This is a genomic window from Aliiruegeria sabulilitoris, assembly GCF_001558155.1.
GTDB classification, from domain to species: Bacteria; Pseudomonadota; Alphaproteobacteria; order Rhodobacterales; family Rhodobacteraceae; genus Tropicimonas; species Tropicimonas sabulilitoris.
Genome location: NZ_LOAS01000014.1, coordinates 115766 through 141423, shown reverse-complemented (window position 1 = coordinate 141423; position 25658 = coordinate 115766). Strand labels below are relative to the sequence as shown.

General features: G+C 64.5%; 25 protein-coding genes. 13 read left to right on the top strand and 12 right to left on the bottom strand.

What is annotated here, in order from left to right; translation table 11 throughout:
- Positions 1 to 2: 2 nt before the first annotated feature.
- Positions 3 to 1772, bottom strand: coding sequence for a heparinase II/III family protein (locus AX756_RS14990; protein ID WP_068313117.1), 1770 nt, complete (start codon positions 1770 to 1772; stop codon positions 3 to 5).
- Positions 1773 to 1842: 70 nt separating this feature from the next.
- A complete protein-coding gene (locus AX756_RS14985) occupies positions 1843 to 3117 on the bottom strand; it encodes an RsmB/NOP family class I SAM-dependent RNA methyltransferase (RefSeq protein WP_068313114.1) in 1275 nt (424 codons plus the stop codon).
- A 73-nt stretch (positions 3118 to 3190) separates the two neighbouring features.
- Between AX756_RS14985 and AX756_RS14980 the strand changes: the two genes are divergently transcribed.
- A complete protein-coding gene (locus tag AX756_RS14980; protein WP_082739128.1) occupies positions 3191 to 3445 on the top strand; it encodes a DUF1674 domain-containing protein in 255 nt (84 codons plus the stop codon).
- On the opposite strand, the gene AX756_RS14975 is transcribed toward AX756_RS14980, so the two are convergent.
- A complete protein-coding gene (locus tag AX756_RS14975) occupies positions 3442 to 4266 on the bottom strand; it encodes a GNAT family N-acetyltransferase (RefSeq protein WP_068313110.1) in 825 nt (274 codons plus the stop codon). The two genes, AX756_RS14980 and AX756_RS14975, sit on opposite strands and share 4 nt — an antisense overlap.
- Positions 4263 to 5072: a 4-hydroxy-tetrahydrodipicolinate reductase gene (dapB, locus tag AX756_RS14970; protein ID WP_068313107.1), complete on the bottom strand. Its 810-nt coding sequence runs from the start codon at positions 5070 to 5072 to the stop codon at positions 4263 to 4265. Before dapB ends, AX756_RS14975 begins: the two co-directional genes overlap by 4 nt.
- 98 nt (positions 5073 to 5170) lie before the next feature.
- Here dapB and rbfA point away from each other — a divergent pair, with 98 nt between their 5' ends.
- Together rbfA and AX756_RS14960 are read left to right on the top strand one after the other, a co-directional pair.
- Positions 5171 to 5587, top strand: a complete 417-nt coding sequence (rbfA, locus tag AX756_RS14965) for a 30S ribosome-binding factor RbfA (RefSeq protein ID WP_068313105.1) — start codon at positions 5171 to 5173, stop codon at positions 5585 to 5587.
- Positions 5580 to 6338 carry a phosphodiester glycosidase family protein gene (locus AX756_RS14960; protein ID WP_156461513.1) on the top strand — a complete coding sequence of 253 codons (759 nt, stop codon included), beginning with the start codon at positions 5580 to 5582 and terminating at the stop codon, positions 6336 to 6338. The genes rbfA and AX756_RS14960 overlap by 8 nt, the downstream gene beginning before the upstream one ends.
- Before the next feature lie 188 nt (positions 6339 to 6526).
- Here the strand turns inward: AX756_RS14960 and AX756_RS14955 are convergent, their stop codons facing one another.
- The 3 genes from AX756_RS14955 to AX756_RS14945 form a co-directional block, all read right to left on the bottom strand.
- Positions 6527 to 7291 carry an FkbM family methyltransferase gene (locus tag AX756_RS14955; protein WP_163886811.1) on the bottom strand — a complete coding sequence of 255 codons (765 nt, stop codon included), beginning with the start codon at positions 7289 to 7291 and terminating at the stop codon, positions 6527 to 6529.
- Positions 7292 to 7471: 180 nt separating this feature from the next.
- Entirely contained in the window at positions 7472 to 9151 is a 1680-nt protein-coding gene (locus AX756_RS14950) for a Y-family DNA polymerase (protein WP_068313091.1), read from the bottom strand.
- 188 nt (positions 9152 to 9339) lie between these two features.
- Positions 9340 to 10383 (bottom strand): NAD(P)/FAD-dependent oxidoreductase, encoded by a 1044-nt coding sequence (locus AX756_RS14945; protein WP_068313088.1) that lies wholly within the window; start codon positions 10381 to 10383, stop codon positions 9340 to 9342.
- A gap of 52 nt (positions 10384 to 10435) precedes the next feature.
- Here AX756_RS14945 and mnmC2 point away from each other — a divergent pair, with 52 nt between their 5' ends.
- Both mnmC2 and AX756_RS14935 read left to right on the top strand, forming a co-directional pair.
- On the top strand, positions 10436 to 11110 hold the full coding sequence (gene mnmC2, locus AX756_RS14940; RefSeq protein ID WP_068313085.1) for a tRNA (5-methylaminomethyl-2-thiouridine)(34)-methyltransferase MnmC2: 675 nt from the start codon (positions 10436 to 10438) through the stop codon (positions 11108 to 11110).
- On the top strand, positions 11107 to 11976 hold the full coding sequence (locus AX756_RS14935) for a DMT family transporter (RefSeq protein ID WP_068313082.1): 870 nt from the start codon (positions 11107 to 11109) through the stop codon (positions 11974 to 11976). The genes mnmC2 and AX756_RS14935 overlap by 4 nt, the downstream gene beginning before the upstream one ends.
- Before the next feature lie 115 nt (positions 11977 to 12091).
- On the opposite strand, the gene AX756_RS14930 is transcribed toward AX756_RS14935, so the two are convergent.
- Positions 12092 to 14032 (bottom strand): lytic transglycosylase domain-containing protein, encoded by a 1941-nt coding sequence (locus AX756_RS14930; protein WP_068313079.1) that lies wholly within the window; start codon positions 14030 to 14032, stop codon positions 12092 to 12094.
- 185 nt (positions 14033 to 14217) lie between these two features.
- Between AX756_RS14930 and dapA the strand changes: the two genes are divergently transcribed.
- The 7 genes from dapA to AX756_RS14895 all read left to right on the top strand — a co-directional run bounded on the left by dapA (position 14218) and on the right by AX756_RS14895 (position 19754).
- Positions 14218 to 15093 carry a 4-hydroxy-tetrahydrodipicolinate synthase gene (dapA, locus tag AX756_RS14925; protein WP_068313076.1) on the top strand — a complete coding sequence of 292 codons (876 nt, stop codon included), beginning with the start codon at positions 14218 to 14220 and terminating at the stop codon, positions 15091 to 15093.
- Positions 15094 to 15173: 80 nt separating this feature from the next.
- Positions 15174 to 15983, top strand: coding sequence for a glutathione S-transferase family protein (locus AX756_RS14920; protein WP_068313072.1), 810 nt, complete (start codon positions 15174 to 15176; stop codon positions 15981 to 15983).
- Positions 15984 to 16110: 127 nt separating this feature from the next.
- Positions 16111 to 16584, top strand: coding sequence for an SsrA-binding protein SmpB (gene smpB, locus AX756_RS14915; protein ID WP_068313069.1), 474 nt, complete (start codon positions 16111 to 16113; stop codon positions 16582 to 16584).
- Between the two features lie 80 nt (positions 16585 to 16664).
- Positions 16665 to 17516 (top strand): 3-mercaptopyruvate sulfurtransferase, encoded by an 852-nt coding sequence (gene sseA, locus AX756_RS14910; RefSeq protein WP_068313066.1) that lies wholly within the window; start codon positions 16665 to 16667, stop codon positions 17514 to 17516.
- A complete protein-coding gene (locus AX756_RS14905) occupies positions 17513 to 18079 on the top strand; it encodes a GNAT family N-acetyltransferase (protein ID WP_082739124.1) in 567 nt (188 codons plus the stop codon). The genes sseA and AX756_RS14905 overlap by 4 nt, the downstream gene beginning before the upstream one ends.
- 8 nt (positions 18080 to 18087) lie before the next feature.
- A complete protein-coding gene (locus AX756_RS14900) occupies positions 18088 to 19272 on the top strand; it encodes an amino acid aminotransferase (RefSeq protein WP_068313063.1) in 1185 nt (394 codons plus the stop codon).
- Positions 19273 to 19367: 95 nt separating this feature from the next.
- Entirely contained in the window at positions 19368 to 19754 is a 387-nt protein-coding gene (locus AX756_RS14895; protein ID WP_068313060.1) for a rhodanese-like domain-containing protein, read from the top strand.
- Between the two features lie 132 nt (positions 19755 to 19886).
- Here the strand turns inward: AX756_RS14895 and AX756_RS14890 are convergent, their stop codons facing one another.
- Positions 19887 to 21221: an ammonium transporter gene (locus AX756_RS14890; protein WP_068313057.1), complete on the bottom strand. Its 1335-nt coding sequence runs from the start codon at positions 21219 to 21221 to the stop codon at positions 19887 to 19889.
- Between the two features lie 31 nt (positions 21222 to 21252).
- Positions 21253 to 21591 (bottom strand): P-II family nitrogen regulator, encoded by a 339-nt coding sequence (locus AX756_RS14885; protein ID WP_068313054.1) that lies wholly within the window; start codon positions 21589 to 21591, stop codon positions 21253 to 21255.
- A gap of 269 nt (positions 21592 to 21860) precedes the next feature.
- Here AX756_RS14885 and AX756_RS14880 point away from each other — a divergent pair, with 269 nt between their 5' ends.
- The gene (locus AX756_RS14880) at positions 21861 to 24092 is read left to right on the top strand and encodes a transglycosylase domain-containing protein (protein WP_194247523.1); all 2232 of its coding nucleotides are present in this window, start codon (positions 21861 to 21863) and stop codon (positions 24090 to 24092) included.
- Positions 24093 to 24159: 67 nt separating this feature from the next.
- Here the strand turns inward: AX756_RS14880 and AX756_RS14875 are convergent, their stop codons facing one another.
- Positions 24160 to 24693: an MlaC/ttg2D family ABC transporter substrate-binding protein gene (locus AX756_RS14875; RefSeq protein ID WP_438938407.1), complete on the bottom strand. Its 534-nt coding sequence runs from the start codon at positions 24691 to 24693 to the stop codon at positions 24160 to 24162.
- Between the two features lie 55 nt (positions 24694 to 24748).
- Positions 24749 to 25567, bottom strand: coding sequence for an MlaA family lipoprotein (locus AX756_RS14870; RefSeq protein ID WP_231701071.1), 819 nt, complete (start codon positions 25565 to 25567; stop codon positions 24749 to 24751).
- Between the last annotated feature and the right edge of the window lie 91 nt (positions 25568 to 25658).

Sequence of the window (25658 nt, the reverse complement as noted above, 5' to 3'; positions counted from 1 at the left end):
CCTCAGATTTCTTCGTCTTTCAGATGTTCGTCGTCATTGCGTATGACGTCGCGGATCGCCTGCGGGGTATCCTGTGCCTTCGCCAAGGTCCAGTCGATCCGGCTCGCACTGTCCAGAACACGCCCGGAAAGAACGATCTGTTTGCTTGCGCGCGGCTTCAGGCGGCCGGGTTCGAGGTAGACGCTCGGCTCCAGCGCCAGATCGGCCGGCCCGGTATAACGCAGCACCCAGATCTCGCCGCTGACCAGCGCCATCGAGACGGCACTCCCGCCCATGTCGAGCGTCGCATCCACATCCGGGTGCAGATGGAAGCGGATGGAATAGGGGACGCCTTGAAGCTGCGCCTCGGTCATGTGGCGTTCGAATGTTTCCTGGTCGGTTTCGGTCATCGCGCCGAGCGTGTCCACGCCTTCGAGCGTCCGGCCATCGCGCGAGAGCGTCAGTTCGCGCACATGGGTCAGGCCATGGGTGGCCACATAGCCGTCATGGCCGGCCAGCACGTGCAACGCCTCCGGGCTGGCCTCCTGCTGCACCCGGACCTCGGTCGGCAGGTCGTGCAGGATCTCGCCGCGCTTGCCGCGCCCGAGCCCCACGACCCCCAGCCGCGAAGAGGAAAACCCGTCGATACAGAGCGTGGAATGGCTTGGCGTGGCGCGCCCCGCCCGCCGCCATGTCTCGCCAAAGGTTGCGCCCGGACCGCAATTTACGATGACCGGGCGTCGGCCCGATGTCAGCTCGAAGGCAAGCGTGGAGGCATGGGCATTGACCGAGGCCTCGCCGGAGGGGGGAAGCGCCGCATCGAGGATCACCGAGCTGCGTCCCGAGGCCAGCCGGGCAAAGCCCATTGCCAGCCCCTCATGCGGTTCCGGTCGGATGCCCGAGGCCGCAAGCGCATGATCGAGCCTGCCCTCCATCCCGCGCGAGCCGCCATGGAACCGCGCCAGCGCGCCATCGGCATGGCGCAGCGCGCGCAGCGTGGGCGCCATGCGCAGCACGGCATTTTCCAACGATTTCTCCGGCCGCTTGCCAATATCCATCATCGCCTGCGCCGCCCAGATCAGCAGCGAGAAGACCTCCAGCAGCTCCTCCGGATTGCGCGTCGGCAGCCCGCCCTCGGCATCGATGCGGGCCTCGCATTCTTTCGAGAGCGCCTTGATCGCGGGTGCCGCGAAACGCTCCTGACCGGTCAGGGACAGGCTGGCATAGATCAGCCCGGCCAGCGCCTCGAAACGCGGCAGTCCGGGCGCGGCCACCTGCCAGCGACGCCCGAGAAAGGTCGTCTGCGCCGCGAGCGCGCCGAAGAACAGCCGCGACTGCTCCGGATTGCGCCCCTGCAGCAGGAAAAGCGCATGGCTGACCCAACGGATCAGCCGCCGTCCGACCAGGTCGGGCGTCCATCCCGGCCCCGCGCCGCGCCCGTAACGCGCGATCCATTCCCAGGTCCATTCCTGCGCCTTGGCCCGCGCCTTCGCATCGCCAACGGCGGCGAGATCGTCTAGCCAGCGAAAGCCGTGCAGTTCCGCCTCGAATCGCGGCGAGGGCATGTCGAGATCCCACATCGAGGCGCCAGGCGCCTCCGCGAGATGACCGGCAAAGAGGAAATTGCCCGCCGCAAGCTGTCGCCCCTTGGAAAAAACGCCGATCATGCGCGGCTCGGGCCGGGAAACGAAACCGGTCGCGGGTTGCGTGCGCGCCGCACGCCGGGCGTGCAGGCGGTTCATCAGGCGAATGCGCCGTTCCTGCCAGCTGGGTGTTCCCTCGACATGTTCCATGGCAGCGGCGGCGGCCCCTCGATCCTGTGTGCATCCCCGACGCGCAGAATAGGCGCCGCGGTCGGGAGTGTCAGGCCTTGCGCAGGGCGGCGATGAAGAATCCGTCCAGACCGCCGCGTTCGGGCCACATCTCCGGCGTCGTTCGCAGCGCTCCGAGGGCGGCCTGCCAGTCCGGTTCAAACCCGGCCAGGGCGTCAATGGCCGCCTGATCGGGCGAAAGCGCAGGATGGCGTTCCAGCATGGCTTCGAGCTGTTTCTCGCCCTCTTCGGGCAGCAGGCTACAGGTGCAGAAGACCATCCGACCGCCCGCTGCAAGCAACGCGACCGCGCGGTCGATCATCTGCGCCTGCAGGGCAAAGAGCGGTTTGATCCTCGCGCCGTCCTTGGCAAAGGGCAGGTCCGGGTGGCGGCGGATGGTGCCGGTGGCCGAACAAGGCGCATCGAGCAGGATCGCGTCGAAAGGGGCTTCCGGCTCCCATTCCAGCGCGTCGGCTTCGACGACATTGGCGGTCAGGCCGGTCCGGGCGAGATTCTCGTGCAGCCGCTCAAGACGCGCCTCCGATATATCCAGCGCAGTCACCTCGGCCCCGCTTGCCGCGAGTTGCAGCGTCTTGCCGCCCGGCGCGGCGCACAAATCCAGCACGCGCTCGCCCGGTTTTGGGGCCAGAAGGCGCGCGGGCAGCGCGGCGGCGGCATCCTGCACCCACCAATCGCCGGTTTCAAAGCCGGGCAGCGCGGAAACCTGCCCCGCCCTGGCCAGCCGCAGCGTGCCTGTGGGAAGCATCTCGCCCTCGGGCAACGTCGCGTTTTCGGATTTCGGTGTCAGGTCGAGCGGCGGGGTGGCTTCGAAAGCCGCTTCCATCCGGGACACCCGCGCATTGCCATAGGTCGCGCCGAGCCGTCCGCGCAGCCAGTTCGGCAGGCGCTGCGGCTGGGTCTTGTCCCAGCCCTCCTGCCCACCCTCGACCACCCGGCGCAGCACGGCGTTGACCATGGGCGCAGCCTTGGCATGTTCGCGCTTGGCCAGCGTCACGGCGGCATTGACCACGCCATGCGGGGCCTCGCCCTCGGCCAGAAGCTCGACCACGGCCAGCCGCAAGAGCGCCTGGATGCCGGGGCGCGGCGGGCGTTGCAGGAAAGGCTTCATCGCCGCGTCAGCGCGTCCGGCAAGCCGCAGCGTTGTCCGCGCCAGTCGCGCGGCGCGGGCGCGGATCTCGGCCGGTTTCTCGGCAAAATGCGGGTGTTGCTCCAGCTCCGCGAGCAGCATCTTCTCTTCCCAGACGCCCTGAAGCAGGTCCAGCGCCAGCTGTCGCGGCGCGGTGCCGCTCGGTTGCCCTTCGCCCATGCGACGGCCCTTCCCATTGATCCTTGATCCGCGGGAGGTATATCACCCTTGGATCATCGACAAGGACAAGCGCATGAGTGACGACACGCAGGAGCCGGTTCAGGAACCGCAGGAAATCGACCCCGTTGCCGCCGCCGAGGCAGAGGCCGAACGCCGCAAGGCGCTTCCGCCCGCCGCTCTGCGTGCGCTGGAAGAGGCCGAGGAACGACGGGCCAAGGCAGAAGCCGAAGCGGAAGAGATGCCCACGGAACTGGGCGGCCGTATCAAGGGCCTTGAACCCATCCGGTATGGCGACTGGGAGAAGAAGGGGCTTGCGATCGACTTCTAGTCGGCAGCCTCGCGGGCCGGTCGTTTCGCTCCCTCGGGCGGGCGTATCGCCATGAATTCGCATTCGACGGGCGCGAAACCGCAGCGGCGATAGATTCGGCCCGCTGCGCCATTGGTCTCGGCCAGGATGACCGGCAAGGCCTCCGGATCGTGCGCCGCCGCCCAGTTCAGCCCGGCCGAAACCATCGCCGCACAGATCCCGCGCCGCCGGTGGCTCTCGCGCACCTCGACATCCTGGAACCGTGCAAGCCCGTCGCCAACGAAGATACCGAGATCGCCCACCAGAAGATCGCCCTCAAAGGCGCCAAACCAACGGCCCCAGCCCTCGGCAACCTGCCGGCGGCGTGTCTCGAAACGTCCCTTGATGTAAGCGACGTAGCTCGCGCGCTCGAAGCCATCCGAAACGCCGATTTCGACCTGCAAATCAATGACCTGCGCCCAGTCGTTCTCTCGCTCCAGCGGACGGATCATGATGCCTTCGGGCGGCAATGTCCGAACCAAGGGTCCTGTCAACGTCAGCACATCGGTCCGATCGGGCTCAAAGCCCAGTTGCCTCAGGCTTGCCTCCTCCTCGGGCGACGGCATCTCGCCACTGTCCCACGCCAGCGCCACGTGTTTCGCTTCCGGAAAATCGGCCCGGAACTGCGCGATCTGCGTCTCGGCAGCGATTCCCGGCGCGCGAAAGATGACCATGTTCCCGCACCAAAAATCCGGCTGGGACGGGGTGCGCAGCACGATCCGGTCGGCATGGTCCTCGACCACGCTCACCCCACGCAGCACCATCAGGTCGCTGCGCAGGCCGAGGCTGCGCAGAGAGCTCATAGCCCCAGAACGTCCAGCATGGAGTAATGGCCGGGCATCTTGTCCTGCCCCCAGAGCGCGGCCTTGAGTGCACCGCGGGCGAATAGCGCGCGGTCCGAGGCGATGTGGCGCAGCACGATCCGCTCGCCGGCCCCGGCAAAGATCACGTCATGCTCGCCCACGATATCGCCACCGCGAATCGCCGAATACCCGATGGAACCGGGCGCCCGCGCGCCGGTGATGCCATCGCGCGCGGCGACGTAGCTGTCCTTGAAATCCAGCCCACGGCCTTCGGCGGCGGCCTCCCCAAGCATCAGCGCGGTGCCCGAGGGCGCATCGACCTTGTGGCGGTGATGGGCCTCGACCACCTCGATGTCGAACTCCTCGTCCAGCGCCGCCGCCACCTGCTTGGTGAGCTGCGTCAACAGGTTCACGCCAAGGCTCATATTGCCGGCTCGCACGATCACGGCATGGCGCGCAGCGGCGTCGAGCTTCTCGATATCCGCATCGGTCATGCCGGTGGTGCCGATCACATGCACCGCCCGCGCCTGCGCGGCGATCACCGACAGGTCCACCGTCACCTGCGGCGTGGTGAAATCGATCACCCCCTGCGCGCCGGCCATCGCCTCCAGCGGATCGTCGGTGACAAAGAGGCCGGTGGGCCGCCCGCCCATCGCCGCGCCGAGATCCTGGCCGATCCAGTCATGGCCCGCGCGCTCCACGGCGCCCACGAGCTTCATCTTCGGGTGCGCCGTGACCTCGCGGACGAGCATCTGCCCCATCCGTCCCGACGCGCCCATCACCACGATCCCCGATATATTGCTCATCTGCCTGCCTCCTGAAACTTGCGCCCGGTTTAGCCGAGCGTGACGTCACGCGCAAAGCCCTGCTTGCGCAGCGGGCCGCAGGGCCCTAGTTGAAGGACATGGCCAAGAACAAGTTTCATAGCGGGTCCGGCCCGTCGCAACGTCAGCTCCGAGTGGGCGAATTGATCCGTCGCAGGCTCGCCGATGTCCTGAACCATGGCGACGTGCACGACCCGGACCTGAACCGTTTGTCGATCACCGTGGCGGAGGTACGCACCTCGCCCGACCTGAAGATCGCCACCGCCTACGTGATGCCGCTCGGCGGCGACCGCGCGGACGAGGCGATGGAAGCGCTGATTCGCAACCGCTACGAGCTGCGCAAGGTCGTGGCCAAGGGTTTGGCGCTGAAACACACGCCGCAACTGCGCTTCGTGCTGGACGACACCTATGACCGGATGGACGAGACGCGGCGGATGTTCTCCGAAGAACGCGTACAGCGCGATATCGCCGCGACCCACGAGGATGACGATGCCTGACGAGCCCTTGCGGCGTCTCGGTGCCGCGCTGATCCTGCTCTGCGCAGGCGCGCTTGCGGCCAAGGCCGAACCCGATTGCCGCAAGATCGCCCATGACGGCAACCGCTACACCGTTTGCACCCTGCGGGCAGATCAGGACGAGATCCGGCTGTTTCACAGCGATGCGGATGGGAACCTTTTCGGAAGTTTCTCCAGCATCGACTCCGCGCTGGCCGCAGAGGGCAAGCAGCTCTCCTTTGCCATGAATGCCGGCATGTATCACGACGACCGCAGCCCGGTCGGGTTCTACCTGGAACGGGGCGTGCAGAGCGGCCCGCTGGTGACACGCGACGGGCCGGGGAATTTCGGCCTGCTGCCGAACGGCATCTTCTGCATCCGGGACCACTCGGCCGAGGTCATCGAAAGCCGACGCTACGCGGCAGCCCCGCCCGAATGCGTCTACGCCACGCAATCCGGCCCAATGCTGGTGATCGACGGCGCGCTGCACCCCCGCTTCCTGCCCGACGGGACCAGCCGTTACATCCGCAACGGGGTCGGCGTGGAAGCCGATGGCGTGACCGTGCATTTCGTCATTTCCGACAACCGGGTGAATTTCGACAGCTTCGGACGCTTCTTCCGCGATGCGCTGAAAACCCCGAACGCGCTCTATTTCGACGGCAAGGTCTCGCGTCTGCATGCGCCGTCACTTGGCCGCTCCGATAGCGGCTTCCCGCTGGGGCCGATCGTGGGTGCTGTTGCGCCGGTGGAGTGAGACCGGCCACAACCGTATTGGGCATTCAGCAGAGCACGAGGTAACGTCTCTGGCGTTTTGGCCGGCATCGCCGTATTGCCCGCATCTCTGCCGCCAAAGAACACAACTCGGCTATTTTCCCCGACGGTAAAAAATCGCCACCAATCAGTTTTTTACCTTCACGCCAAGAACTGATCGCGCAGCATCTCTCATTTCGATTCGTTTCTCGCCAGGAACCGCAAAAAGTTTACACAACGCGTGGGGTAATGGTGCGCATCCAGAAAGGCATCCTGAGATAGCGCTGGCGCGTCATGGGCCAGGCGATCCGGAGTGAAAACCGAAAAGCAGTGATCGTCGAAAAACTGCCACAAGCCTTGAGCGGAATATCCCAGACTATTGTCACCGACACCGGCGCTTTCGAACATTATCAGCGGACGTGAGCGCTCAAGAAGTTTCACTCCGCCGCGCAAGGCACCAAGCTCCGCGCCTTCGATGTCGATCTTGACAACGTCCACCGTCGCGTTGGGAAACAAGCGGTCCAGAGTTTCGACCTGGACATTGATTTCGCGCGTGTCTTCTATGTTTTTTGCCATTGAGTTATAGCCGGATTTCTTCTCGCAAATGAAAAAGGTCGCAATTCCTGCTTCCTCTCCAACGGCTTTCTCGATGACGGAGCAATAGGGAAATCTTTCCCGCAATGCTGACGCTTTTTCAGGTTCGGCCTCAATGGCAAATATCTCGATATCCGGGAAAGCGTAATGAACAGCAGAAAAAACGGAGCCAATATGCGCGCCAATGTCAAGAAATACAGATTTCCCCCGGCAAAGCCCTATGAGCAGCCGTTCGGCCAGGATGGCGTTGCTCACCGCGGCCGCCTGCTCCGGATTGGAAAACGAAATGCTGCGCAGGTTGAGATAGGATCGCCCCCACAGTAGCGCACGCCCAATGGAAGTTCCAACTAACCTCTGTTTCATTTCGCACTCCATGAGACGCTCGGCAGCTAACTAGCCCAGACCGGAAAGCCCCACAACTGCTTCACCCAGCCATGTTTGACCGTTTCGTTTCCGAGCGGGCGTCCGAGGCATTTTGCCGGAAGTCCATATGCCGTCTTTCGCTTTTCTCCGGGCTTTTTCCGTGTCTGGCCGGATCGGTTCTCACGCGAAACTCCCCTGGCAGAACCACCCCGCCGAGAGCGCTCCGCCATGGGCATAGAACAGCCAGAGTCGCTCGCCACTGCCAACTTCCATCCGCCAGTAATCGCGCGTGCCCGAGCGCCATTCCGGCTCGTCCAGCCACCATTCCGGCGCGATCCGCTCCGGCCCCGTCGCGCCGGTGATCTCGAAACGCCGCCGCCGCCAGCGGAAGCTCTCCGGCGGACGCACCGGCTGGGTGGGCGCGGCGTCCACATGGACCGGCTCGGGGCGAAAGAGCAGCAGCGGGCGGGCGAGCGGCGGCTGCGCCGTCCAGTCCCGCGCGGGTTCCGACCAGGCGGCAGCCAGTACCTTGCTGCCCTTTTCCGGGATATGGCTGTCGGCCGGGTGCAGCCGGGTGATCGCCTCCAGCCCGACCCGCGCCCCGAGTCGCCCGATCAGGTCATCGAGTCCCACGCCCGCCCCAGCCCGGCCACGCCGCGCCAACCCGTCGGCCGCAGCGCCCAGATGGCCGCGATGCTGCGTGGCGTGGACCGGTTCGGTCACATGCGCCTCCAGCCGGAGCACGTCGATGCCCGGCCCCGCCTCGATCTCGCCGAGCTTCATCGCCAGCAGCGGGCGCAGCCGCTCCGGATCGGCCGAGGGGCGGGCGAGGCCCACCTCCACCGGCTGCATCGTGTGATCGCAACGAAAGGCCTGTAGCCGCACCCGCCGCGCGCCGCGCCCACGCGCACGCAACCGCTCCGCGAGCGCCGGCAGCAGTCGGTCCAGCCCGGCGCGCACATCCTTCTCCAGCCCGATCGGCTCGGGCAAGGTCAGGCGGACGGCGAAATGATCCGGAGGGCGGGCCGGCGAGACCGGCTCCGGCACCAGCCCGAGCGCCTGATCGAGCCGCAGGACCACTTCCTGCCCGAAGCGACGCGCGAGCCCGGCGCGCGGCTGTCCGGCCAGTTCCTCGACTCGCCGCAGGCCGAGCCGGGTGAGCTGCACCACCGTGGCCTGCGGCAGGCGCAACGCGGCGATCGGCAGCGGCGCAAGGGCGGTGCGCGTCTGCCCCGGCGCTGCGATGCGCGACATTGCCTCCCCGGCCGATTGCGCTTTTGGTGTCGCGCCCCCGCGCTCCCAATGGCGCCGCTTCACCGCCCTTGCGCGGGTTGCGCGCGCCTCCTGGTCGATCGCATCGCCCGAGCGGCCCGCCTCCGCGCCGCGTCCGGCATAGCGCGCCAACGCCCAGGCCGCGCCCACCGTGTCGGCGATCCCGCCGCAGGCCGTGACGCCGAAATCGGCGCATTCCGCCTCGACCTGCGCCAGCAGCACATCCTCCCCACCGAAAAGATGCGCACAGCCGGTGATATCCACCATGAGCGACGCCGCCTGCCCCTCCGACACCCAGGGCGAGAACTTGCCTGCCCAGCGGCGCAGCACGGTCAGAAAAGCAGCCTCGGCCTGAGGATTGGACAGCCGAGTCAGCAGGTCTGGGCACATCGCCTGCGCATCGCGCAGCGGCTGCCCCTCCACCAGCCCGGCCTGCGACGCCTCCACGGACAGCGCATGCAGAAGCTGCATGTTCCCCACATCCCGCACCACGGCAAAGGGCCCCTCCAGCGTGCCGGCCTCCAGCCGCAGAACGCGCTCCGCTGCAAGGCGGGGGAACCACAGGGAAAGGATGCGCTTGGTCGTCATGGAGGGAATCGGGATATCTACATGTTCGCTATTTGTTCTAAATTTATCATTCACGGTTGGAGAGTCGAGTCACGGCTGATCGACCCAGCCCGGAAATCCAACTGGCAATCATCTTTCGACAAATATCCTGGGGGTTTGGGGGCAAAGCCCCCAATTTCCAATCGCTGACAAACCCGTCTCCAGACGGTTCAGAGATTATCCTCGACCCGGAAGCCTTCCGGAATCGCGTCCTTTCCTTCGAGCACCAGATCCGCCATCACCTGCGCCACCTTGGCCGCCATGCCGAAGCCGATCTTGAAACCGCCATTGGCGACGAATTGCGCGTCGCGTTCCGGCCACGCGCCCAGGATTGGCGCGCGGGACCGGGAGCGCGGACGAAGGCCGGCCCAGCGGGCGATGATTGGCGCGTCGGCCAGCGCCGGGCAGGCCGCCTTGGCGCGTTCCACCACATCATCGATCTGGGAATCCGTGCTGAACGCGTCGTCATACTCGCGCTCGGTGGTCGAGCCGATGGCAAAGGTCCCGTCAACATGCGGAATGCCGTGCGTGGAATCGGCGAGATATTGTGGTGCATCAGGCCGGTCGAGTTTCAGCAGCGCCGCCTGCCCCTTGATCGGCGCGCCGATCGTCTTGCCCATGTCGGCACTCAGGTCGGACAGGCCCTCGACGCCCGTCGCCCAGAGCAGCGCGCCCTCGTTTTCAGCCTCGCCGATCACCAGCTCGCCGCCTGCGCTCTCGAAGGCGGCGGCCAGCGCCGCGCCGGCCTTGCGCGGGTGCAGCCGCGCGGTCAACGTATCGTGGATCAGCCAGCCGGTCGGTGTGACCGGCGCCCAATCGCCGAATTCCTCGGCCCGGACCACGTTCCAGACCGCCTTGCCCTGCCAGAGCGTTTCAGCCTCCAGCGCACGCTCGCGGGCGCGGGTCAGCCCCTCTTCGTCCAGGATCTGCTGCAACCGGCCCGTGCGGGCGTAGCCCGGATCCTCTCCGGAGGCCTGCGACACATCGCGCCAGAACTCTTCCGCCATGATCAGGCTTTCGAACTGGAAGGCCTTCTTCGCGTTCCAGCGTTCCGGCACATGTGGCGCCAGCGCGCCCACCAACCCACCGGAACAGCCCGCGAACACGCCTTTGGTGTCGATCACGCGGATTTTCGCGCCGCGGCGCACCATTTCCCAGGCGCATGCCATCCCGAAGATGCCCGCGCCGCGTATAGTTACGTCGATCCTTGCCAAGGTCTCACCTCTTGCCCATTGTCCGCGCGTTTGAGGCCGGGATCTAGGACAGATGACAGACGAGGACCAGAGCAACTGCGTGATCTGGCAAAGCGGAGACGTTCCCGTCTCGCCGCGTTTCGACGATCCCTATTACTCGCTGGAAAACGGGCTGGCCGAGACACGCCATGTCTTTCTCGACGGCAATGACCTGCCCGCGCGGCTGCACCCCGGGTTTCATGTGGCCGAATTGGGCGTTGGCACCGGGCTGAACCTGCTGGCGCTGGCGCTGTGTGCGCAAGCGGCCGGGGTGGAGTGTGTTCGGTATACCGGGTTCGAGGCCTATCCATTGCCCAAAGAGGATCTGAAGCGCGCGCTTGCGCCCTTTCAGGAAGTGGCCCCGCTTGCCGGGGCGCTGCTTGATGCCTGGAACCCGGCCGGGTTCGAGGCCCGGATTGGCCCGCTCACGGCACGCATGATCGTGGGCGATGCGCGGCAGCGCCTGCCGGAATGGGACGGGGCCGCCGATGCGTGGTTTCTCGACGGCTTCGCGCCGGCGAAGAACCCGGAACTATGGGAAAGCGATCTCATGACGGAGGTCGGGGCGCATACGGCGGCAGGCGGCAGTTTTGCCACCTATACCGCGGCGGGCGACGTGAGACGCGCCCTCGCCGCGGCGGGCTTCGAAGTGGAACGCCTCCCCGGCTTCGGCCGCAAACGCCACATGAGCGTCGGAAGGCGGCCATGAGCCAGGAACAGAACAACCGGCTCGGCATCCTGCTGATGGTGTGCACCTGTTTTGTCTTTGCGATCCAGGACGGGATCTCGCGCCACCTTGCGGCGGAGTACAACGTCTTGATGGTGGTGATGATCCGCTACTGGTTCTTTGCCGCCTTCGTTATGACCGTCACCGCGCGGCGGGAAGGCAGCCTGCGTGCTGCGGCAAGGACGGTGCAGCCTGTCCTGCAGATCACGCGCGGCGTGCTGCTCGCTGCCGAGGTTTGTGTCATGGTCACGGCTTTCGTGCTGCTCGGACTGGTCGAGAGCCTCGCCATCTTTGCCGGCTACCCGTTGATCGTGGCGGCGTTGTCGGGGCCAGTGTTGGGAGAGCAGGTGGGCTGGCGACGTTGGACAGCGATCGGGATCGGCTTTGTCGGGATCCTCGTGATCCTGAAGCCGGGACACGGGGTGTTTTCTCCCTACGCGCTCGTCGCGCTTTGCTCGGCGACGCTTTTCGCGATCTACAGCCTGCTGACCCGACTGGCGGCCCGCAAGGACAAGTCGTCAACCAGCTTCTTCTGGACCGGCACGGTCGGTGCCGTGGTGATGACGGCGATCGGGATATTTCACTGGGAGCCGATGGCCACGAGCAATTGGGGCTGGATGGCGGCGCTCTGCGTAACTGGCGCGTTCGGGCACTACCTGTTGATACGCTGCTATGAAGTCGCCGAAGCCAGCGCGGTGCAGCCCTTCACCTATCTGCATCTCGCCTTCGGGGCGACGTTTGGCGTCGTTATCTTCGGCGAAGCCCTGCGCAGCAACGTTCTGGCTGGCACCCTGATCGTCGTTTCGGCCGGGATCTTCACCCTGCTGCGCGAACGAGGCCAGCGCTGAGGGCTCCGGGGGGGCTCCCGCCCACGGCACTGCGCGCAAGCGCTTGGCCGCGGTTGGGGGTGGCCGCGCCTGCGGCGCGGCAGTGGTGCGCATGCCGGTCCGGTTTTGCGGACGGTCAGCCTTTGCGCAGAAACTCGATCATATTGACCGAGGGCATCACGCCGTTCAGGCGCGCACGATAGACCATGATCGATTCCGTTACCCGCATCACGTAGTTCCGGGTTTCACGGAACGGGATCATCTCGATCCAGTCGATTACGTCCACTTCCTGCCCACGCGGATCGCCATTCGCCTTGACCCAGTCAATCGAGCGGCCCGGCCCGGCATTGTAGCCCACAGAGACCAGCACAGGCGCAGGGCCGAACACCTCGATCAGACCGGCGAGATAGGACGTACCGAGCGTCACGTTATAGGTCGGGTCTTGGGTCAGCGCGTCGCGGTCATAGGGGATCTTCAGTTCGCCAGCGACATCCTTGGCCGTGCCCGGCATGACCTGCATCAGGCCGCGCGCGCCGGCGGGGCTGACAACGACCGGGTCGAACTCGCTTTCGCGCCGGGCGATGGCGAGGGCGAGTTCCTTTGAAACCGGCAGATCGCGCTCCATCAGCGGACTGAGCGGGAAATAGGCCGCTGGCAGAACGACTTGGTTCCGGGCCGCCCGTTTGGCGATCATCAGGGCGATATGGGGCTGTTCCAGCGACAGTATGAGGTCCGCCAGCGTTCCAGCGCGCTCGCGATCAAGGGACTCGACCAGATGGGTCAGAAAGCGCTCCGCCAGCACCAGATTCCCGGCATCGAGCAGCAGCAGCCCGGCGACAAGCACGGAGTTTCCGCGAAGGTCGCTTTCGGCGAGAGGCGGGAAGCTCTCCGAGCCGTCCAGTGTCGGGTCCATCGGCAAGCCGGCCGCCTCGGCGGCGAGCAGGCCGTAGAAGCTCGTCTGGTGCTGTGCACCGTCGGCATAGGCGAGCTTGGCGGCTTCGGTATCTTCCATCGCGGCATAGGCGCGGCCCTTCCAGTAGCCGGCGCGACCGAGGCTGATCGGGGTCTCCACCGCGGTCTCGAAGCTGGCAAAATGCGTCAGGGCCTGCTCCGGGTCGTTCAGGAAGCGCAACGCGATGAAGCCAGAAAGCCATTCCAGATCGGCAAAGGCCGAGCCCTCGACCAGGAAATGCCGGCTCGCCAGCACATAAGCGGTTTCCGCCTCGCCATCGCGCAACGCGCGCCGTGCATAGATGCGCCGCCAGTTGGACCATTCCTCGGGCCGGCCGAGCGCCTCGAGCGAGGTGGACCGGGTCGCCAGAAGCGCCATGGCCTCTGCATGGCGCCCCTTTCGAGCCCGCCAGATGAACCGCTCATAGGCCAGGCCGGGATCGTCCTGCAGCTTGTCCGGCACCGCTTCGATCCGGGCATCCACGCCCGGCGCGCGGGCTGCCAACGTCAGGCGCGCCTCCGCCAGCTTGTCCCAGCCCTCCGGCGCCCGCGCGATGTTGCGCCGCGCCGCCGTCTCCTGACCACGCCAGAGCAGATCGTCCAGCCGAGCCGCATGGTGATCGGCCAGCGTGTCGCCGAAGCGCTCCAGAAGCGCGGCTTCTGTCTCGGCGGTCATGGTCCGGCTGTGCCAGGCCAGAACCGCCGTCGCCTTGGCCTCGCCCGGCTCGTCCAACGCGATATAGGCATCGACCAGCCGCAGGACGCCGGTGCCGGTGTTCGGCAAATCCCCGTCGAAATAGGCGACCACTTCCTGCGGCGCGGCGTCTTCGGGGATGGAGCCCTCACCCCGGGTGCGCAGCAGGTCCAGCCCCGGCCAGTCGGACCGGCGGGCAAGGAAGTCCCGATAGGCGTCGAACTCGGCCTGCCCGCCCCTGCGCAGCCGATGCCACTCGACGATGTCGCGCCCCTCGTCGCCGGCGGGGCGCGCGGAAACAGCCGCCGCGCGCCAGTTCTCAGTGCGGACATGTTCAAGCGCTTCGGCAAGCGCCTGCCCCTGTTCGGTGGGAGCGGCGAGGGTCGAGAAGGGCATACAGACTAGCAGGGCGAGTCCGACAAGAAGGCGCATTTTGAGGCCTGATCGCAGTTAACCGGGAAAACGTGCAACAAGAGTAGCTCACGCACATGCATCCGCAACTCACAAACTTGGCAAGGCGATTTCCTGCCTATAGGGTCCGCCGCGATTTACGTACACGACTCGGCCCGTCCCGGGCCACCTGACGCGCCGCGTGGCGCGGGAAACGGAGAAAGATCATGTTCAAAGGCTCACTTCCCGCTCTGGTCACGCCGTTCAAGAAAGGCGCGGTGGATTTCGAGACCCTCGATTCGCTGGTTGAATGGCATGTCGAACAGGGCTCGAACGGCCTCGTTCCGGTGGGAACCACCGGCGAGAGCCCCACACTGACCCATGCCGAGCACCGCGAAGTTGTCGAGCGGGTGATCAAGGCCGCCGCCGGTCGCATCCCGGTGATTGCCGGCGCGGGGTCGAACAATACCGCCGAAGGGATCGGGCTGATCCGTCATGCGGCCGAGGCGGGCGCCGACGCGGCGCTGATCGTCACGCCCTATTACAACAAGCCGACCCAGGCCGGGCTCTACGAGCATTTCAAGGCACTGCATGATTGCTGCGAACTGCCGATCATCATCTACAATATCCCCGGCCGCTCGGTCGTGGACATGTCGCCCGCGACCATGGGCAAGCTGGCGGAGCTGCCTCGGATCGTAGGCGTCAAGGATGCCACCGGCGACATCACTCGCGTGAGCAAGCAGCGCGAAACCTGCGGCAAGGATTTCGTGCAGCTCTCGGGCGAAGACGCATCTGCGCTCGGCTTCAACGCCCATGGCGGGGTTGGCTGTATCTCGGTCTCCGCGAACGTGGCGCCGAAGCTCTGCGCCGAGTTCCAGGCGGCGACGCTCGCCGGGGACTATGCGAAGGCGCTCGAGTACCAGGACCTGCTGATGCCGCTGCACACGGCGATCTTCCTGGAACCCGGGCTGGCGGGCGCCAAATACGGCCTGTCGCTGCTGGGCAAGTGTTCGGAGGATGTACGCCTGCCGCTGGTCGGGCTGACCGACGGCACCAAGGCCGCCATTCGCGCCGCGATGGAGCATGCAGGGCTGATTGACTGACAAGAGAGATCGCGGCGGTTGCGGGATCCCCGCACCGGAAGAATCTGTCCGTCACCGGAACAACACTGGACTGACCAGATATGAACGCCAAGCCAGTCGTCTACCACATCCCGGTCTGCCCGTTCTCGCAACGGCTGGAAATCCTGCTGGCGCTGCGCGGGCAGCTGGACGCCGTAGAGTTTCGTGTCGTGGACATCACCCGGCCACGCGCACCCGACCTCTTGGCCAAGACACGAGGCAGCACGGCGCTGCCAGTGCTGGAATTGCCCAACGGGACGATCCTTACGGAAAGCCTCGTGATCCTGCGATTTTTCGACGAGGCCCTAGCCGGCAGACCGCTTCGCCGGGTCGATCCCTGCGAACATGCGGTCGAATCCATGCTGATCGCCCGTGAAGGCGCCTTCACCATGGCCGGTTACCTCTTCGTGATGAATCAAGACCGGGCCCTGCGCGAAGAGCACAACGAAAAGCTTCTTGCGCTCTATCGAGACATCAACGGCTTCCTGTTGGAGCACAGCCCTGAAGGTCCCTACCTCTTCGACGCATTCGGTCTGGCGGAGGCCGTCTTTACTCCGATCTTCAAGCGTTTCTGGTTCCTGGACTATTACGAAGCCTTCGACCTGCCCGAAGGCACCGAATATGATCGCGTGCGGGTCTGGAAGGATGCCTGCATGTCCCATCCGGAGACCGGGCAGGTAACCCGGGAAGAGATCGTCAAGCTCTACTACGACTACGCGCTCGGCACGGGCAACGGCGCGCTGGTCGCCGGTCGAAGCGTTTCCAGCTTTACCTTCTCTCCCGAGTGGAAAGACCGGCCCTGGCCGCCCAGAGACAAACACGCGGGCTCGGCGTCCGACGCCGCATTGGGGCTGCTACCGGAGATCTTCTAGAGCGCCGCAACCACCCCGTCACGGACCTTCATTCGAAAGAAAAGGCCCGTACTTTCTCCGACAACCGACCTCGGTGCAGCAAAGCCTCTCTTGGAACTCTCCTGCAAAGCGCCTATATCCCGGCACCATGGCCAAACCGAAGGACAATCCCAACTACAAGGTAATCGCCGAGAACCGGCGTGCCCGCTACGACTATGCCATCGAGGATGACGTAGAGTGCGGCATTATCCTGACAGGGTCCGAGGTGAAGAGTCTGCGCACGACCTCGGCCAATATTGCCGAGAGCTATGCCGCGGTGGAAAACGGCGAGCTGTGGCTGGTAAACAGCTATATCGCGCCTTATGACCGCGCGATGTTCGGCCATGAAGAGCGGCGGCGGCGCAAGCTGCTGGTTTCGCGCAAGGAACTCAGCCGGTTGTGGAATGACACGCAGCGCAAGGGCATGACGCTCGTGCCGCTGGTGCTCTATTTCAACCACAAGGGCATGGCGAAGATCAAGATTGGCATCGCCAAGGGCAAGCAGAACCAGGACAAGCGTGCAACCGAGGCCAAGCGCGACTGGAACCGCCAGAAACAGCGCCTTCTTCGGCACGGAGAATAGCGCCGCCGGGCCGGTTACCCTTGCACCCGCCCCCGTCCGGGCTTAGCAATTTTGGACGAGAGCCGAGCTGGGAGGCCGATATGGACAATAGCGACCCGAAAACGCTTGTCAGCACCGAGTGGCTGGACGCCCATTTGCACAATCCGGACCTGCGGGTGATGGATGCATCATGGTATCTGCCCGCGATGGGACGTGACGCGCGTGCCGAGTACGAAGCGGGCCACATTCCCGGCGCCCGGTTCTTCGATATCGACGAGATTTCGGACCTGCGCTCCAGCCTGCCGCACATGGTTCCGCCGCCGGAAAAATTCATCTCCCGCATGCGCAAGCTGGGCGTTGGCGACGGGCACCAGATTGTCGTCTATGACGGGATGGGGATCTTCTCCGCCCCGCGGGTCTGGTGGCTGTTCCGCCTCATGGGGCATTCCGACATTGCCGTGCTGGACGGCGGTTTCGCCAAGTGGAAATCCGAGGGCCGGAAGATCGAAGACATGCCGCCGACGATCCGCGAGCGCCACATCACGGTCCGCCGCCAGTCGCATATGGTCAAGGACGTGACGCAGGTTTCGCTCGCGGCCAAGCTGGGCGACTGGCAGATCCTCGACGCCCGCCCCGAGGGCCGTTTCAAGGGTGTGGATCCAGAACCGCGCCCGGGCCTTGCGTCCGGCCACATCCCCGGCTCGATCAACATCCCCTGGGCGTCGCTTTCCAATGATGACGGGACGATGAAATCCACCGACGCCCTGCGCCGCATCCTGACCGGCGCCGGCGTCGATCTCGACAAGCCCGCCATCACCACCTGCGGCTCCGGCGTTTCTGCCGCGGTCATTTCGCTGGCACTCACACGGCTCGGCCATACCCAGAACGCGCTCTATGACGGGTCCTGGGCGGAATGGGGCGCCTATTCCGATCTGAAGGTCGCAACGGGATGAGCATTACTCCGGCCGGCACCGAGATTCAGTACACCGTCACCTGGCTGGAAATGACCGAGCGGCCCTCCTATGGCTGGCCGCACGAGCCAACAGGCGAACCCGCCTCGTTGCTCAAGGCCGACACCCCGCCCGCCTGGTTCTTTCTGATGCTCTACGATGCCGTGGGGCGGGACTATGCCTGGGAAGACATGCATGACAAGACTGAGGACGAATTGTCCGAGTGGCTCGCCGACCCGGCAACCTCGCTCTACACCTTGATGCGCAAGGGCTGGCCGCATGGGTTCTTCATGCTGGACCACCGCAAGCCGAGCATCTGTCATCTGGCCTATTTCGGGTTGGTGCCGCAGGCGATCGGCCGTGGCCTTGGCCGGTTCCTGTTGCAAAACGCGGTATTGACCGCGTGGGACCTGCCGGGCGTCAAGAAGCTCACCGTGAACACCAATACGCTCGATCATCCCCGCGCGCTACAGACCTACCAGCGCTGCGGATTCGATCCGGTACTGCGCACCGAGCACCGGCGCGTCCTGAAACGGGACGTTGACGCCAGCCGCATCCCCGACTGAGGACTTCCATGTTCGAAACCCACAAGGCTCCGGCGGCCGACAAGATTCTCCGGGTGATGAAGGTGTTCGCGGACGACCCCCGCGAAGGGAAGATCGACCTCGGCGTCGGCGTCTATCGCACGCCGGAGGGCCTTACACCCGTCATGACCGCCGTGAAGGCAGCCGAACGCAGGTTGCTGGAAGAACAGGCGACCAAGGGCTATGTCGGCCTCGCCGGCGATCCGGCCTTCCACGCCGCCCTTCGACAGCTGACGTTGGGCAACTCCGTTGCCGCCGACCGCGTCGCCGGGCTGGCCACGCCGGGCGGAACCGGCGCCGTGCGGCAGGCCTTCGAGTTGCTGAAGGTGCAGAACCCGGACGTGACCGTTCACACATCGGCGCCGACATGGCCCAATCACGAGGCAATTCTCGACACGCTGAACATCCGCTGGCAACCCTATCGCTACTACGATGCGGCGACCGGCGGGCTGGACCGGGAGGGGATGCTTTCCGATCTGGCGGCGGTCAAGCGCGGCGACGTGGTGCTGTTGCACGGCTGTTGTCACAACCCGACCGGCACCGATCTGGACCTGCCGGACTGGCAGGAGATTGCAGATACCCTGTCCCGGACGGGTGCGGTTCCGATGGTCGACCTCGCCTATCAGGGCTTCGGGCTCGGGCTGGAAGAAGATGTTGCCGGGCTGCGGCTGCTCGCTGCCGCCATGCCCGAACTGCTGCTGACCGTATCCGCATCGAAGAATTTCGGGCTCTACCGCGACAGGGTCGGCCTGTTGCTCGTCGTTACGCAAACCCCGGCCATCACCTTGGCGGTTCAGGGAACGCTGGCATGGCTCAACCGGCAATCCTACGCCTTCCCGCCCGATCATGGCGCCCGGGTCGTGACCGACATTCTCACCGACCCGTCCCTTCGGGCAGATTGGACAGACGAATTGCGTGAAATGCGCAACCGCGTCCTTGCCATGCGCGAGGCCCTCGCCAAGGCTCTGAAACTGGAAACGCAGTCGGATCGCTTCGATTATCTCCTCTCCCAGAAGGGCATGTTCTCGCGCCTGCCGGCCAGCGAGGAACAGGTCGAACAGCTTCGCCGCGACCACGCTGTCTACATGATCGGCGACGGCCGCATCAACATGGCGGGCCTCGTTGCGGAAACGGTCCGCCCTGCCGCGAGCGCCATTGCCCGGGTTCTGGGCTAAAAGAACATTTGACACACAGCTTTTTTGATTGACCCGCCGGCAAGGCGGGACCAAATCTCGCAGCATAGCCCCTCCATCATGCTCAGGAGATGATCATGCAAATCGAATCCACCCCGTACGGCGACCTGGAAACCTGGACCCCCGACGAGGTCGCCACGGCAATGCGTGCCGGCGAAGTCGCCATTATCGACGTGCGCACCATCCAGGAATACGCCTTCGAGCACATTCGCGGCGCCCTGCTGCTGCCGATGCATTTCTTCGAAGCCGAACGGCTGCCCTCGCAGGAAGGCAAGCGGATCGTCTTCCATTGCGGCTCGGGCATCCGTTCCGAAAAGGTCGCCCGCGCCGCGCTGCAGGCGGGCTTTGCGCCGGTTGCACATATGGCCGGCGGGTTCGCCGCCTGGAAGAACGAGGGGCAGGCCTATATGGGCACGGACATGGCGACCGGGAATACGGTTCGCGTCCCTGGCAAGAACGGCTGAACAGCGCGCCTGGCTCTTCATCTTTCAAGTAAATTCCTCCGCCGGAGGCACGATCCGAAGGGTCGTTTCCGGGAACAAAAAGGCCCCGGATGCGATGCATCCGGGGCCAGTCTTGGCTGACAGGAAGGGAGGTCAGCCTTTGTGGAACTCGGGGTAGGCTTCGATGCCCAGTTCGTGGATGTCGAGACCGTTGATCTCGGCTTCCGGATCGACGCGGATACCCATGGTGACTTTCAGGATGAACCACATGATCGCGGAGACAACGAACATGAAGGCGCCGATGGTTGCGAAACCGATGATCTGGGTGATGTAGGACGTTTCCGGGTTCGACCAGGCAACGATGAACGTACCCCAGAAGCCGGCGATCAGGTGCACCGGGATGGCGCCGACCACGTCGTCGATCTTCATCTTGTCGAGCATCGGGACCGCGAAGACCACGATCACACCACCGACCGCACCGATCAGGGTGGCTTCGGTCAGCGACGGCATCAGCGGTTCGGCGGTGATGGACACCAGGCCGGCCAGCGCGCCGTTGAGGACCATGGTCAGGTCGACCTTGCCATACATGACCTGGGTCATGATCAGCGCGGCGATGGCACCACCGGCAGCCGCCGTGTTGGTGTTGGCGAAGATGCGGGAAACGTCGGTCACGTCAGAGACGGTGCCCATGGCCAGCTGCGAGCCGCCATTGAAACCGAACCAGCCGAGCCACAGGATGAACGTACCCAGAGTGGCCAGCGCGAGGTTGGAACCCGGGAACGGATGCACGCGACCGTCCTTGTACTTGCCGATACGCGGGCCGAGGATGATGGCGCCAGCGAGGGCGGCGAAACCACCAGCAGCGTGCACCAGGGTCGAACCGGCGAAGTCGGAGAAGCCCATCTCGGACAGGAAGCCGCCGCCCCACTGCCAGGACGCCTCAATCGGGTAGAAGAAGCCGGTCAAAATGATCGTGAAGACCAGGAAGGGCCACAGCTTGATACGCTCGGCCAGCGTACCGGAGACGATCGACGCGGTGGTGGCGCAGAACATCAGCTGGAAGAAGAAGTCGGAGCCGACGGAAGCATAGTCGAGTGCTGCATCTTCCGCAGCCAGGCCAACAGGCTCAAGCGACGTGATGGAGAAGCTGCCGAGCACACCCGGGATGATCCAGGCATCGCCCGGGTACATCAGGTTGAAGCCGACAAGGTAATAGAGAATCGCGGCGAGAGAGAAGAGCGCCACGTTCTTGGTCAGCTGCATGGTGACGTTCTTGGAACGCACCAGGCCGGCTTCGAGCATGGCGAAGCCCGCGGCCATCCAGAAAACCAGGAAGCCGCCCACGAGGAAGAGGACAGTGGTAAGAATATAGGCGGTCTGCTCGCCCGGCGCCGCGGAGGCGGCCTCGGCGGCATCCTGCGCGAAAGCGAGAGCGGGGACCAGCGTGGCGGCCGCGGCAATCGCAGGAATGAACTTGGTAAGTTTCATGTCGTCTTGTTTTCCCTGTTTGGACCTGGGCTCAGAGCGCGTCGCCGTCGGTTTCACCGGTACGGACGCGAACGGCCTGTGCGACGTCGAGAACGAAGATCTTGCCGTCGCCGATCTTGTCGGTCTTGGCAGTCTTCTGGATGGTGTCGACAACCTGGTCGGCCATCGAGGCGGCGACGACGATCTCGAGCTTGATCTTCGGCACGAAATTCACGGCATATTCTGCGCCACGATAGATTTCGGTGTGGCCGGACTGCGAGCCGAAGCCCTTGATCTCGGTCACCATCATTCCGCGCACGCCGATTGCGGTGAGCGCTTCGCGCACCTCCTCGAGCTTGAACGGCTTGATTGCTGCAATAATGAGTTTCACTGTGCTCCCCTTCCGATTGGCCGGGAGGAGGACCCCGGCTGTGTGGTGATGGAGGAACACAGCCTTTGGACGCGGTGGGATTCAAGAAACGCCGGGGTAATGGACAGGCAGAAATCCGGGCTTGTTGCACAATTTTTGCACATTTTTGATTGCGTGCATAATTTTTAATCTATTACTGAACGCCAGATCCGACGCTGAGCGCTCCCAATCTGGCGCGTTTCAAGATAACAAGGCTTAAAACAAGAGCAGCAAACGGATCAGAGGCGCCAATGAGCTCCACAGGCGGAAAACGCCCGACTCTGCGGGCAGACAAGCGCTACCCATCTGGTGGAAGCGGCAGAAAACCCGCGAAAAAAAGTTCTCCCAAGGCGAGTTCGCCGAAGGCGGCTCCCGCGAAACGTACCGGTCGGAAGGCCACGGCACGCAAGAGAACGCGGACGCCGCGGCGCGGCGTAATCGGTTGGATTCGCGGCATGATCAGCTTCTTCCTGGGGCTGATATGGTCGACCATCTGGCGGAGTTCGGTTGTTCTTGGCCTCATTCTCGCGGGGGCGGTGCTGTATTTCTATGCACAACTGCCGCCCTTCACCGAGCAGATCGACGGACGCACGCGTGGCTCCGTAACCCTGCTGGACCGCAACGGCGAGGTCTTTGCCTGGCGTGGCGAGCAATTCGAATCGATCACCGATATCGGCCAGGTCTCCCGCCATGCCAAACACGCCGTCGTCGCGACGGAAGACCGCCGATTCTACTGGCATTTGGGCCTCAGCCCGCGCGGCATCGCCTCGGCCGTCCGAATCAACCTCTCCGAAGGGCGCTCGCCTCTCTCGGGTCATGGCGGCTCCACCCTGACCCAGCAAACGGCCAAGCTGCTCTGCCTGGGCGTACCCTATGACCCCGCCACGGGTATGAACGAAGCCGAGTACGAAGCCGATTGCCGCCGCACCACGATCGGCCGCAAGATCAAGGAAGCCGTCTATTCGATGGCGATGGAGCTGAAATACACCAAGGACGAGATCCTGGTGATCTATTTCAACCGCGCCTATCTGGGCGCTTCCGCTCGCGGCTTCGAGGCCGCATCGCAGCGCTATTTCGGTGTTCCGGCCAGCCAGCTTGAGCCCAGCCAGGCGGCGATGCTCGCCGGGTTGCTCAAGGCGCCCACGCGCTACGCGCCGACGAACAATCTGAAGCGCTCGCAGGACCGCGCCGATACGATCATCAAGCTGATGTATGACCAAGGCTACCTGACAGAGGCCGAGCGGGATCATGCCTGGGCAAACCCGGCCACCCTCAGCGAGGCCGCGCAGGCGCATGCCGGCGGCTATTTCGCCGATTGGGTCATGGATACCGGCCCGAATTTCCTGACGCGCGACACCACCGAGGACGTGATCCTGCGCACGACGCTGGATCAGGGCATCCAGCGCTCCGCCGAGGAAGCGCTGCAGTTCATCTTCCAGGAGAAGGTCCGCGACGGGTCGGAGGCGCAGGCCGCGATCGTGGTGATGTCGGCCGACGGCGCCGTGCGTGCCATGGTCGGCGGGCGCGAGACGCGTGTCTCGGGGGCCTTCAACCGCGCCACCATGGCCAAGCGCCAGACCGGCTCCTCCTTCAAACCCTTCGTCTATGCCGCCGCGCTGGATCTCGGCTACACGCCGCTGGCCACCGTCGTGGACGAACCCTATTGCATCTCGCTGCCGGGGCAGCCGAATTACTGCCCGAAGAATTACAGCCGCGAATTCAAGGGACGGGTGACGCTGACCAAGGCGCTCGCCGAGAGCCTGAACATCCCCGCCGTCAAGGTTTCCGAAGCGGTGGGCCGGGAGAACGTGCGCAAGATCGCCACGGATTTCGGCATCGACAACGAGCTGGCCGTCGGACCGGCACTGGCCCTCGGTGTGTCCGAGTCGACGCTTCTGGAGATGTCGGGTGCCTATGCGGGCATTCTGAATGGTGGCCGCTCGGTGACGCCCTACGGGCTGATGGAACTGCGGCTGGAAGGGGATTCGGAGCCGCTCATGGGCCAGGGTGGCGGTTTTGGCGAAAGGGTGATCTCGGATACGGCGGCACGCAATCTCGTCTACATGATGAACCAGGTTGTCGAGGCCGGTACCGGGCAGCGGGCCAAGCTTGGGGAACGCCCTGCGGCCGGCAAGACAGGCACGACGCAAGCCGCGCGCGATGCCTGGTTCATTGGCTTCACCGCTGATTACGTCACCGGCGTCTGGATGGGGTATGATGACAACACACCGCTCTCCGGCGTGACGGGCGGTGGCTTGCCGACCGAGATATGGCATGAGGCCATGGTGCGGATACACGAGGGAAAACCGATCAATCCCCTACCGATGGACATTCCGCAGAATGCCGCTCAACCCGATCCGCATAGCGAAGGCACGCCAGGAACCGCCCAATCGAGCAGCACCCAGGCGCCACCGCCGAAAAAGGACAACCTTGCGGAGCGCATCCTGCGCGATGTCGGTTCGATTTTCGGTCGCCGCAACTGACCTTGCCGCGCATGCGGCGCAGCCCCGCTCCCAAGCGGCGCTGCGCCTCCCGTAACGTCGCGACGGGTCAGCTTGCGGTCTTAAGATCCTGGATAAGCGCGTCGATATTGCCCTTGCGGCGATCCAGCATCGCACCGATCTCGGTGCGCTCCAGTTGCAGCATGTTCACGCCATCGATGGTCATGTTGTAGAACTTGCTCATCCCGTCGCGCACGAGGAAATCGACCTTGAAAGGCGACTCGCCCCTCAGATGCGCGACCGTGCGCACCTCGATGCTCTTCTTCACGGTTCGGGCGTCCTGCACTTCGAGGCGGCCACCGATGAATTCGCGGAACCGCTTGCCGTATTTGCGCGAGATATACCCCGTGTAGGCCTTTGTATAAGCGCTGAGCTGTGCCTTGCTCGCCCGACGGGCATCGGCGCCCAACGAATAGCGCGCAATGGTCGGCACGTCGGCATAACGGGTAAAAATTCTCTCGAATTCCCGGTACATCGCCGATTCGGATTTACCGGAGGAAATCACCTTGTTGATATCGGCGATAAGCGCTTCGACCAGCCGCACGGCTTTGTCGGGCGAAAGCGCCAGCGCTGCCCCCGGCATGGCCACGGCGGCAGCGCCCGCAAGTAGAACGCTAAGGGTGGAACGTCGGGAAAAATCAATCACCAAATAGCTCCTCATAAGGGTCAATATAGTCTTCTTCGGCCACGTCGCCTCGCCTCAACTCGAACCGGCGGTTCTGAAGGTAGATCAGGCGGGACTGGGCGTAGCTGTCCTCGGACTCATATAGGATCGATTCTACCGTATCCCCATAGCGAATGCGATCTGTCGCCTCCGCGGCCCAAGTGAACCCGTTCGCCACAAGGTTCTCCGGCCAGGGAAAAACATACCACAGCGGGTTGATGGCAAAGTCCACAACACTGCCAACCGTGTCACGTTGCGTGGACGGCCCCACGACCGGAAGCTCCTGGTAACTTCCCTCTCCCACGCCCCAGACATGCAGCGTTTCCCCGAAATCGGTGTCGATTTCCGGCAGGCCGCCGGCCCCGGCTATGTCCATCAGCCCGAGAATCCCGATGGTGGAATTGATACCGAAACGCATGGTGTTATGCGCCGCATCGCCGGGGCGCAGCTGAAGCAGGCTGTTCACGACCTTGCGCGGCGTATCGAGATTGGTGCCGAAATTGCTCACGGCGATCAGGAGCGGACTGGCCTCCTTGGCCGGCGCCTCGTCCTCCAGCGTCTCCACGCCGCCCTCGGACGCGTCTCCCGGCCCGCCGCCAAGCGCCTGATCCAGAGACTTGTTGAATTCGTGCACCCGACGGTTGGCGACCTCGTTGGGATCGTTGATCTCCGACGGGATCTGCGCGGGCCCACAGGCACTCAAGGCGAACACCGCCAGCAACGCCGTGGCACCGGCTATGCGCCCTCTGAAATCGGAATCGTGAAAGGACATACGTTTTATCAACAGGTTCATCATATTTTGCCATCCAGATCGACAGGCGACCCACCGGCCCCAAACGGACGGAAACCTAGCCGCGGCGGCGTCCGGAAACAACGTCTGAAAG

Bases quoted from the DNA above. Each gene is read 5' to 3' on its own strand.
- AX756_RS14990 (WP_068313117.1), bottom strand. From the start codon at position 1,772: ATGGAACATGTCGAGGGAACACCCAGCTGGCAGGAACGGCGCATTCGC.
- AX756_RS14985 (WP_068313114.1), bottom strand. From the start codon at position 3,117: ATGGGCGAAGGGCAACCGAGCGGCACCGCGCCGCGACAGCTGGCGCTG.
- AX756_RS14980 (WP_082739128.1), top strand. From the start codon at position 3,191: ATGAGTGACGACACGCAGGAGCCGGTTCAGGAACCGCAGGAAATCGAC.
- AX756_RS14975 (WP_068313110.1), bottom strand. From the start codon at position 4,266: ATGAGCTCTCTGCGCAGCCTCGGCCTGCGCAGCGACCTGATGGTGCTG.
- dapB (WP_068313107.1), bottom strand. From the start codon at position 5,072: ATGAGCAATATATCGGGGATCGTGGTGATGGGCGCGTCGGGACGGATG.
- rbfA (WP_068313105.1), top strand. From the start codon at position 5,171: ATGGCCAAGAACAAGTTTCATAGCGGGTCCGGCCCGTCGCAACGTCAG.
- AX756_RS14960 (WP_156461513.1), top strand. From the start codon at position 5,580: ATGCCTGACGAGCCCTTGCGGCGTCTCGGTGCCGCGCTGATCCTGCTC.
- AX756_RS14955 (WP_163886811.1), bottom strand. From the start codon at position 7,291: ATGAAACAGAGGTTAGTTGGAACTTCCATTGGGCGTGCGCTACTGTGG.
- AX756_RS14950 (WP_068313091.1), bottom strand. From the start codon at position 9,151: ATGACGACCAAGCGCATCCTTTCCCTGTGGTTCCCCCGCCTTGCAGCG.
- mnmC2 (WP_068313085.1), top strand. From the start codon at position 10,436: ATGACAGACGAGGACCAGAGCAACTGCGTGATCTGGCAAAGCGGAGAC.
- AX756_RS14935 (WP_068313082.1), top strand. From the start codon at position 11,107: ATGAGCCAGGAACAGAACAACCGGCTCGGCATCCTGCTGATGGTGTGC.
- AX756_RS14930 (WP_068313079.1), bottom strand. From the start codon at position 14,032: ATGCGCCTTCTTGTCGGACTCGCCCTGCTAGTCTGTATGCCCTTCTCG.
- dapA (WP_068313076.1), top strand. From the start codon at position 14,218: ATGTTCAAAGGCTCACTTCCCGCTCTGGTCACGCCGTTCAAGAAAGGC.
- AX756_RS14920 (WP_068313072.1), top strand. From the start codon at position 15,174: ATGAACGCCAAGCCAGTCGTCTACCACATCCCGGTCTGCCCGTTCTCG.
- smpB (WP_068313069.1), top strand. From the start codon at position 16,111: ATGGCCAAACCGAAGGACAATCCCAACTACAAGGTAATCGCCGAGAAC.
- sseA (WP_068313066.1), top strand. From the start codon at position 16,665: ATGGACAATAGCGACCCGAAAACGCTTGTCAGCACCGAGTGGCTGGAC.
- AX756_RS14905 (WP_082739124.1), top strand. From the start codon at position 17,513: ATGAGCATTACTCCGGCCGGCACCGAGATTCAGTACACCGTCACCTGG.
- AX756_RS14900 (WP_068313063.1), top strand. From the start codon at position 18,088: ATGTTCGAAACCCACAAGGCTCCGGCGGCCGACAAGATTCTCCGGGTG.
- AX756_RS14895 (WP_068313060.1), top strand. From the start codon at position 19,368: ATGCAAATCGAATCCACCCCGTACGGCGACCTGGAAACCTGGACCCCC.
- AX756_RS14890 (WP_068313057.1), bottom strand. From the start codon at position 21,221: ATGAAACTTACCAAGTTCATTCCTGCGATTGCCGCGGCCGCCACGCTG.
- AX756_RS14880 (WP_194247523.1), top strand. From the start codon at position 21,861: ATGAGCTCCACAGGCGGAAAACGCCCGACTCTGCGGGCAGACAAGCGC.
- AX756_RS14875 (WP_438938407.1), bottom strand. From the start codon at position 24,693: ATGCCGGGGGCAGCGCTGGCGCTTTCGCCCGACAAAGCCGTGCGGCTG.
- AX756_RS14870 (WP_231701071.1), bottom strand. From the start codon at position 25,567: ATGAACCTGTTGATAAAACGTATGTCCTTTCACGATTCCGATTTCAGA.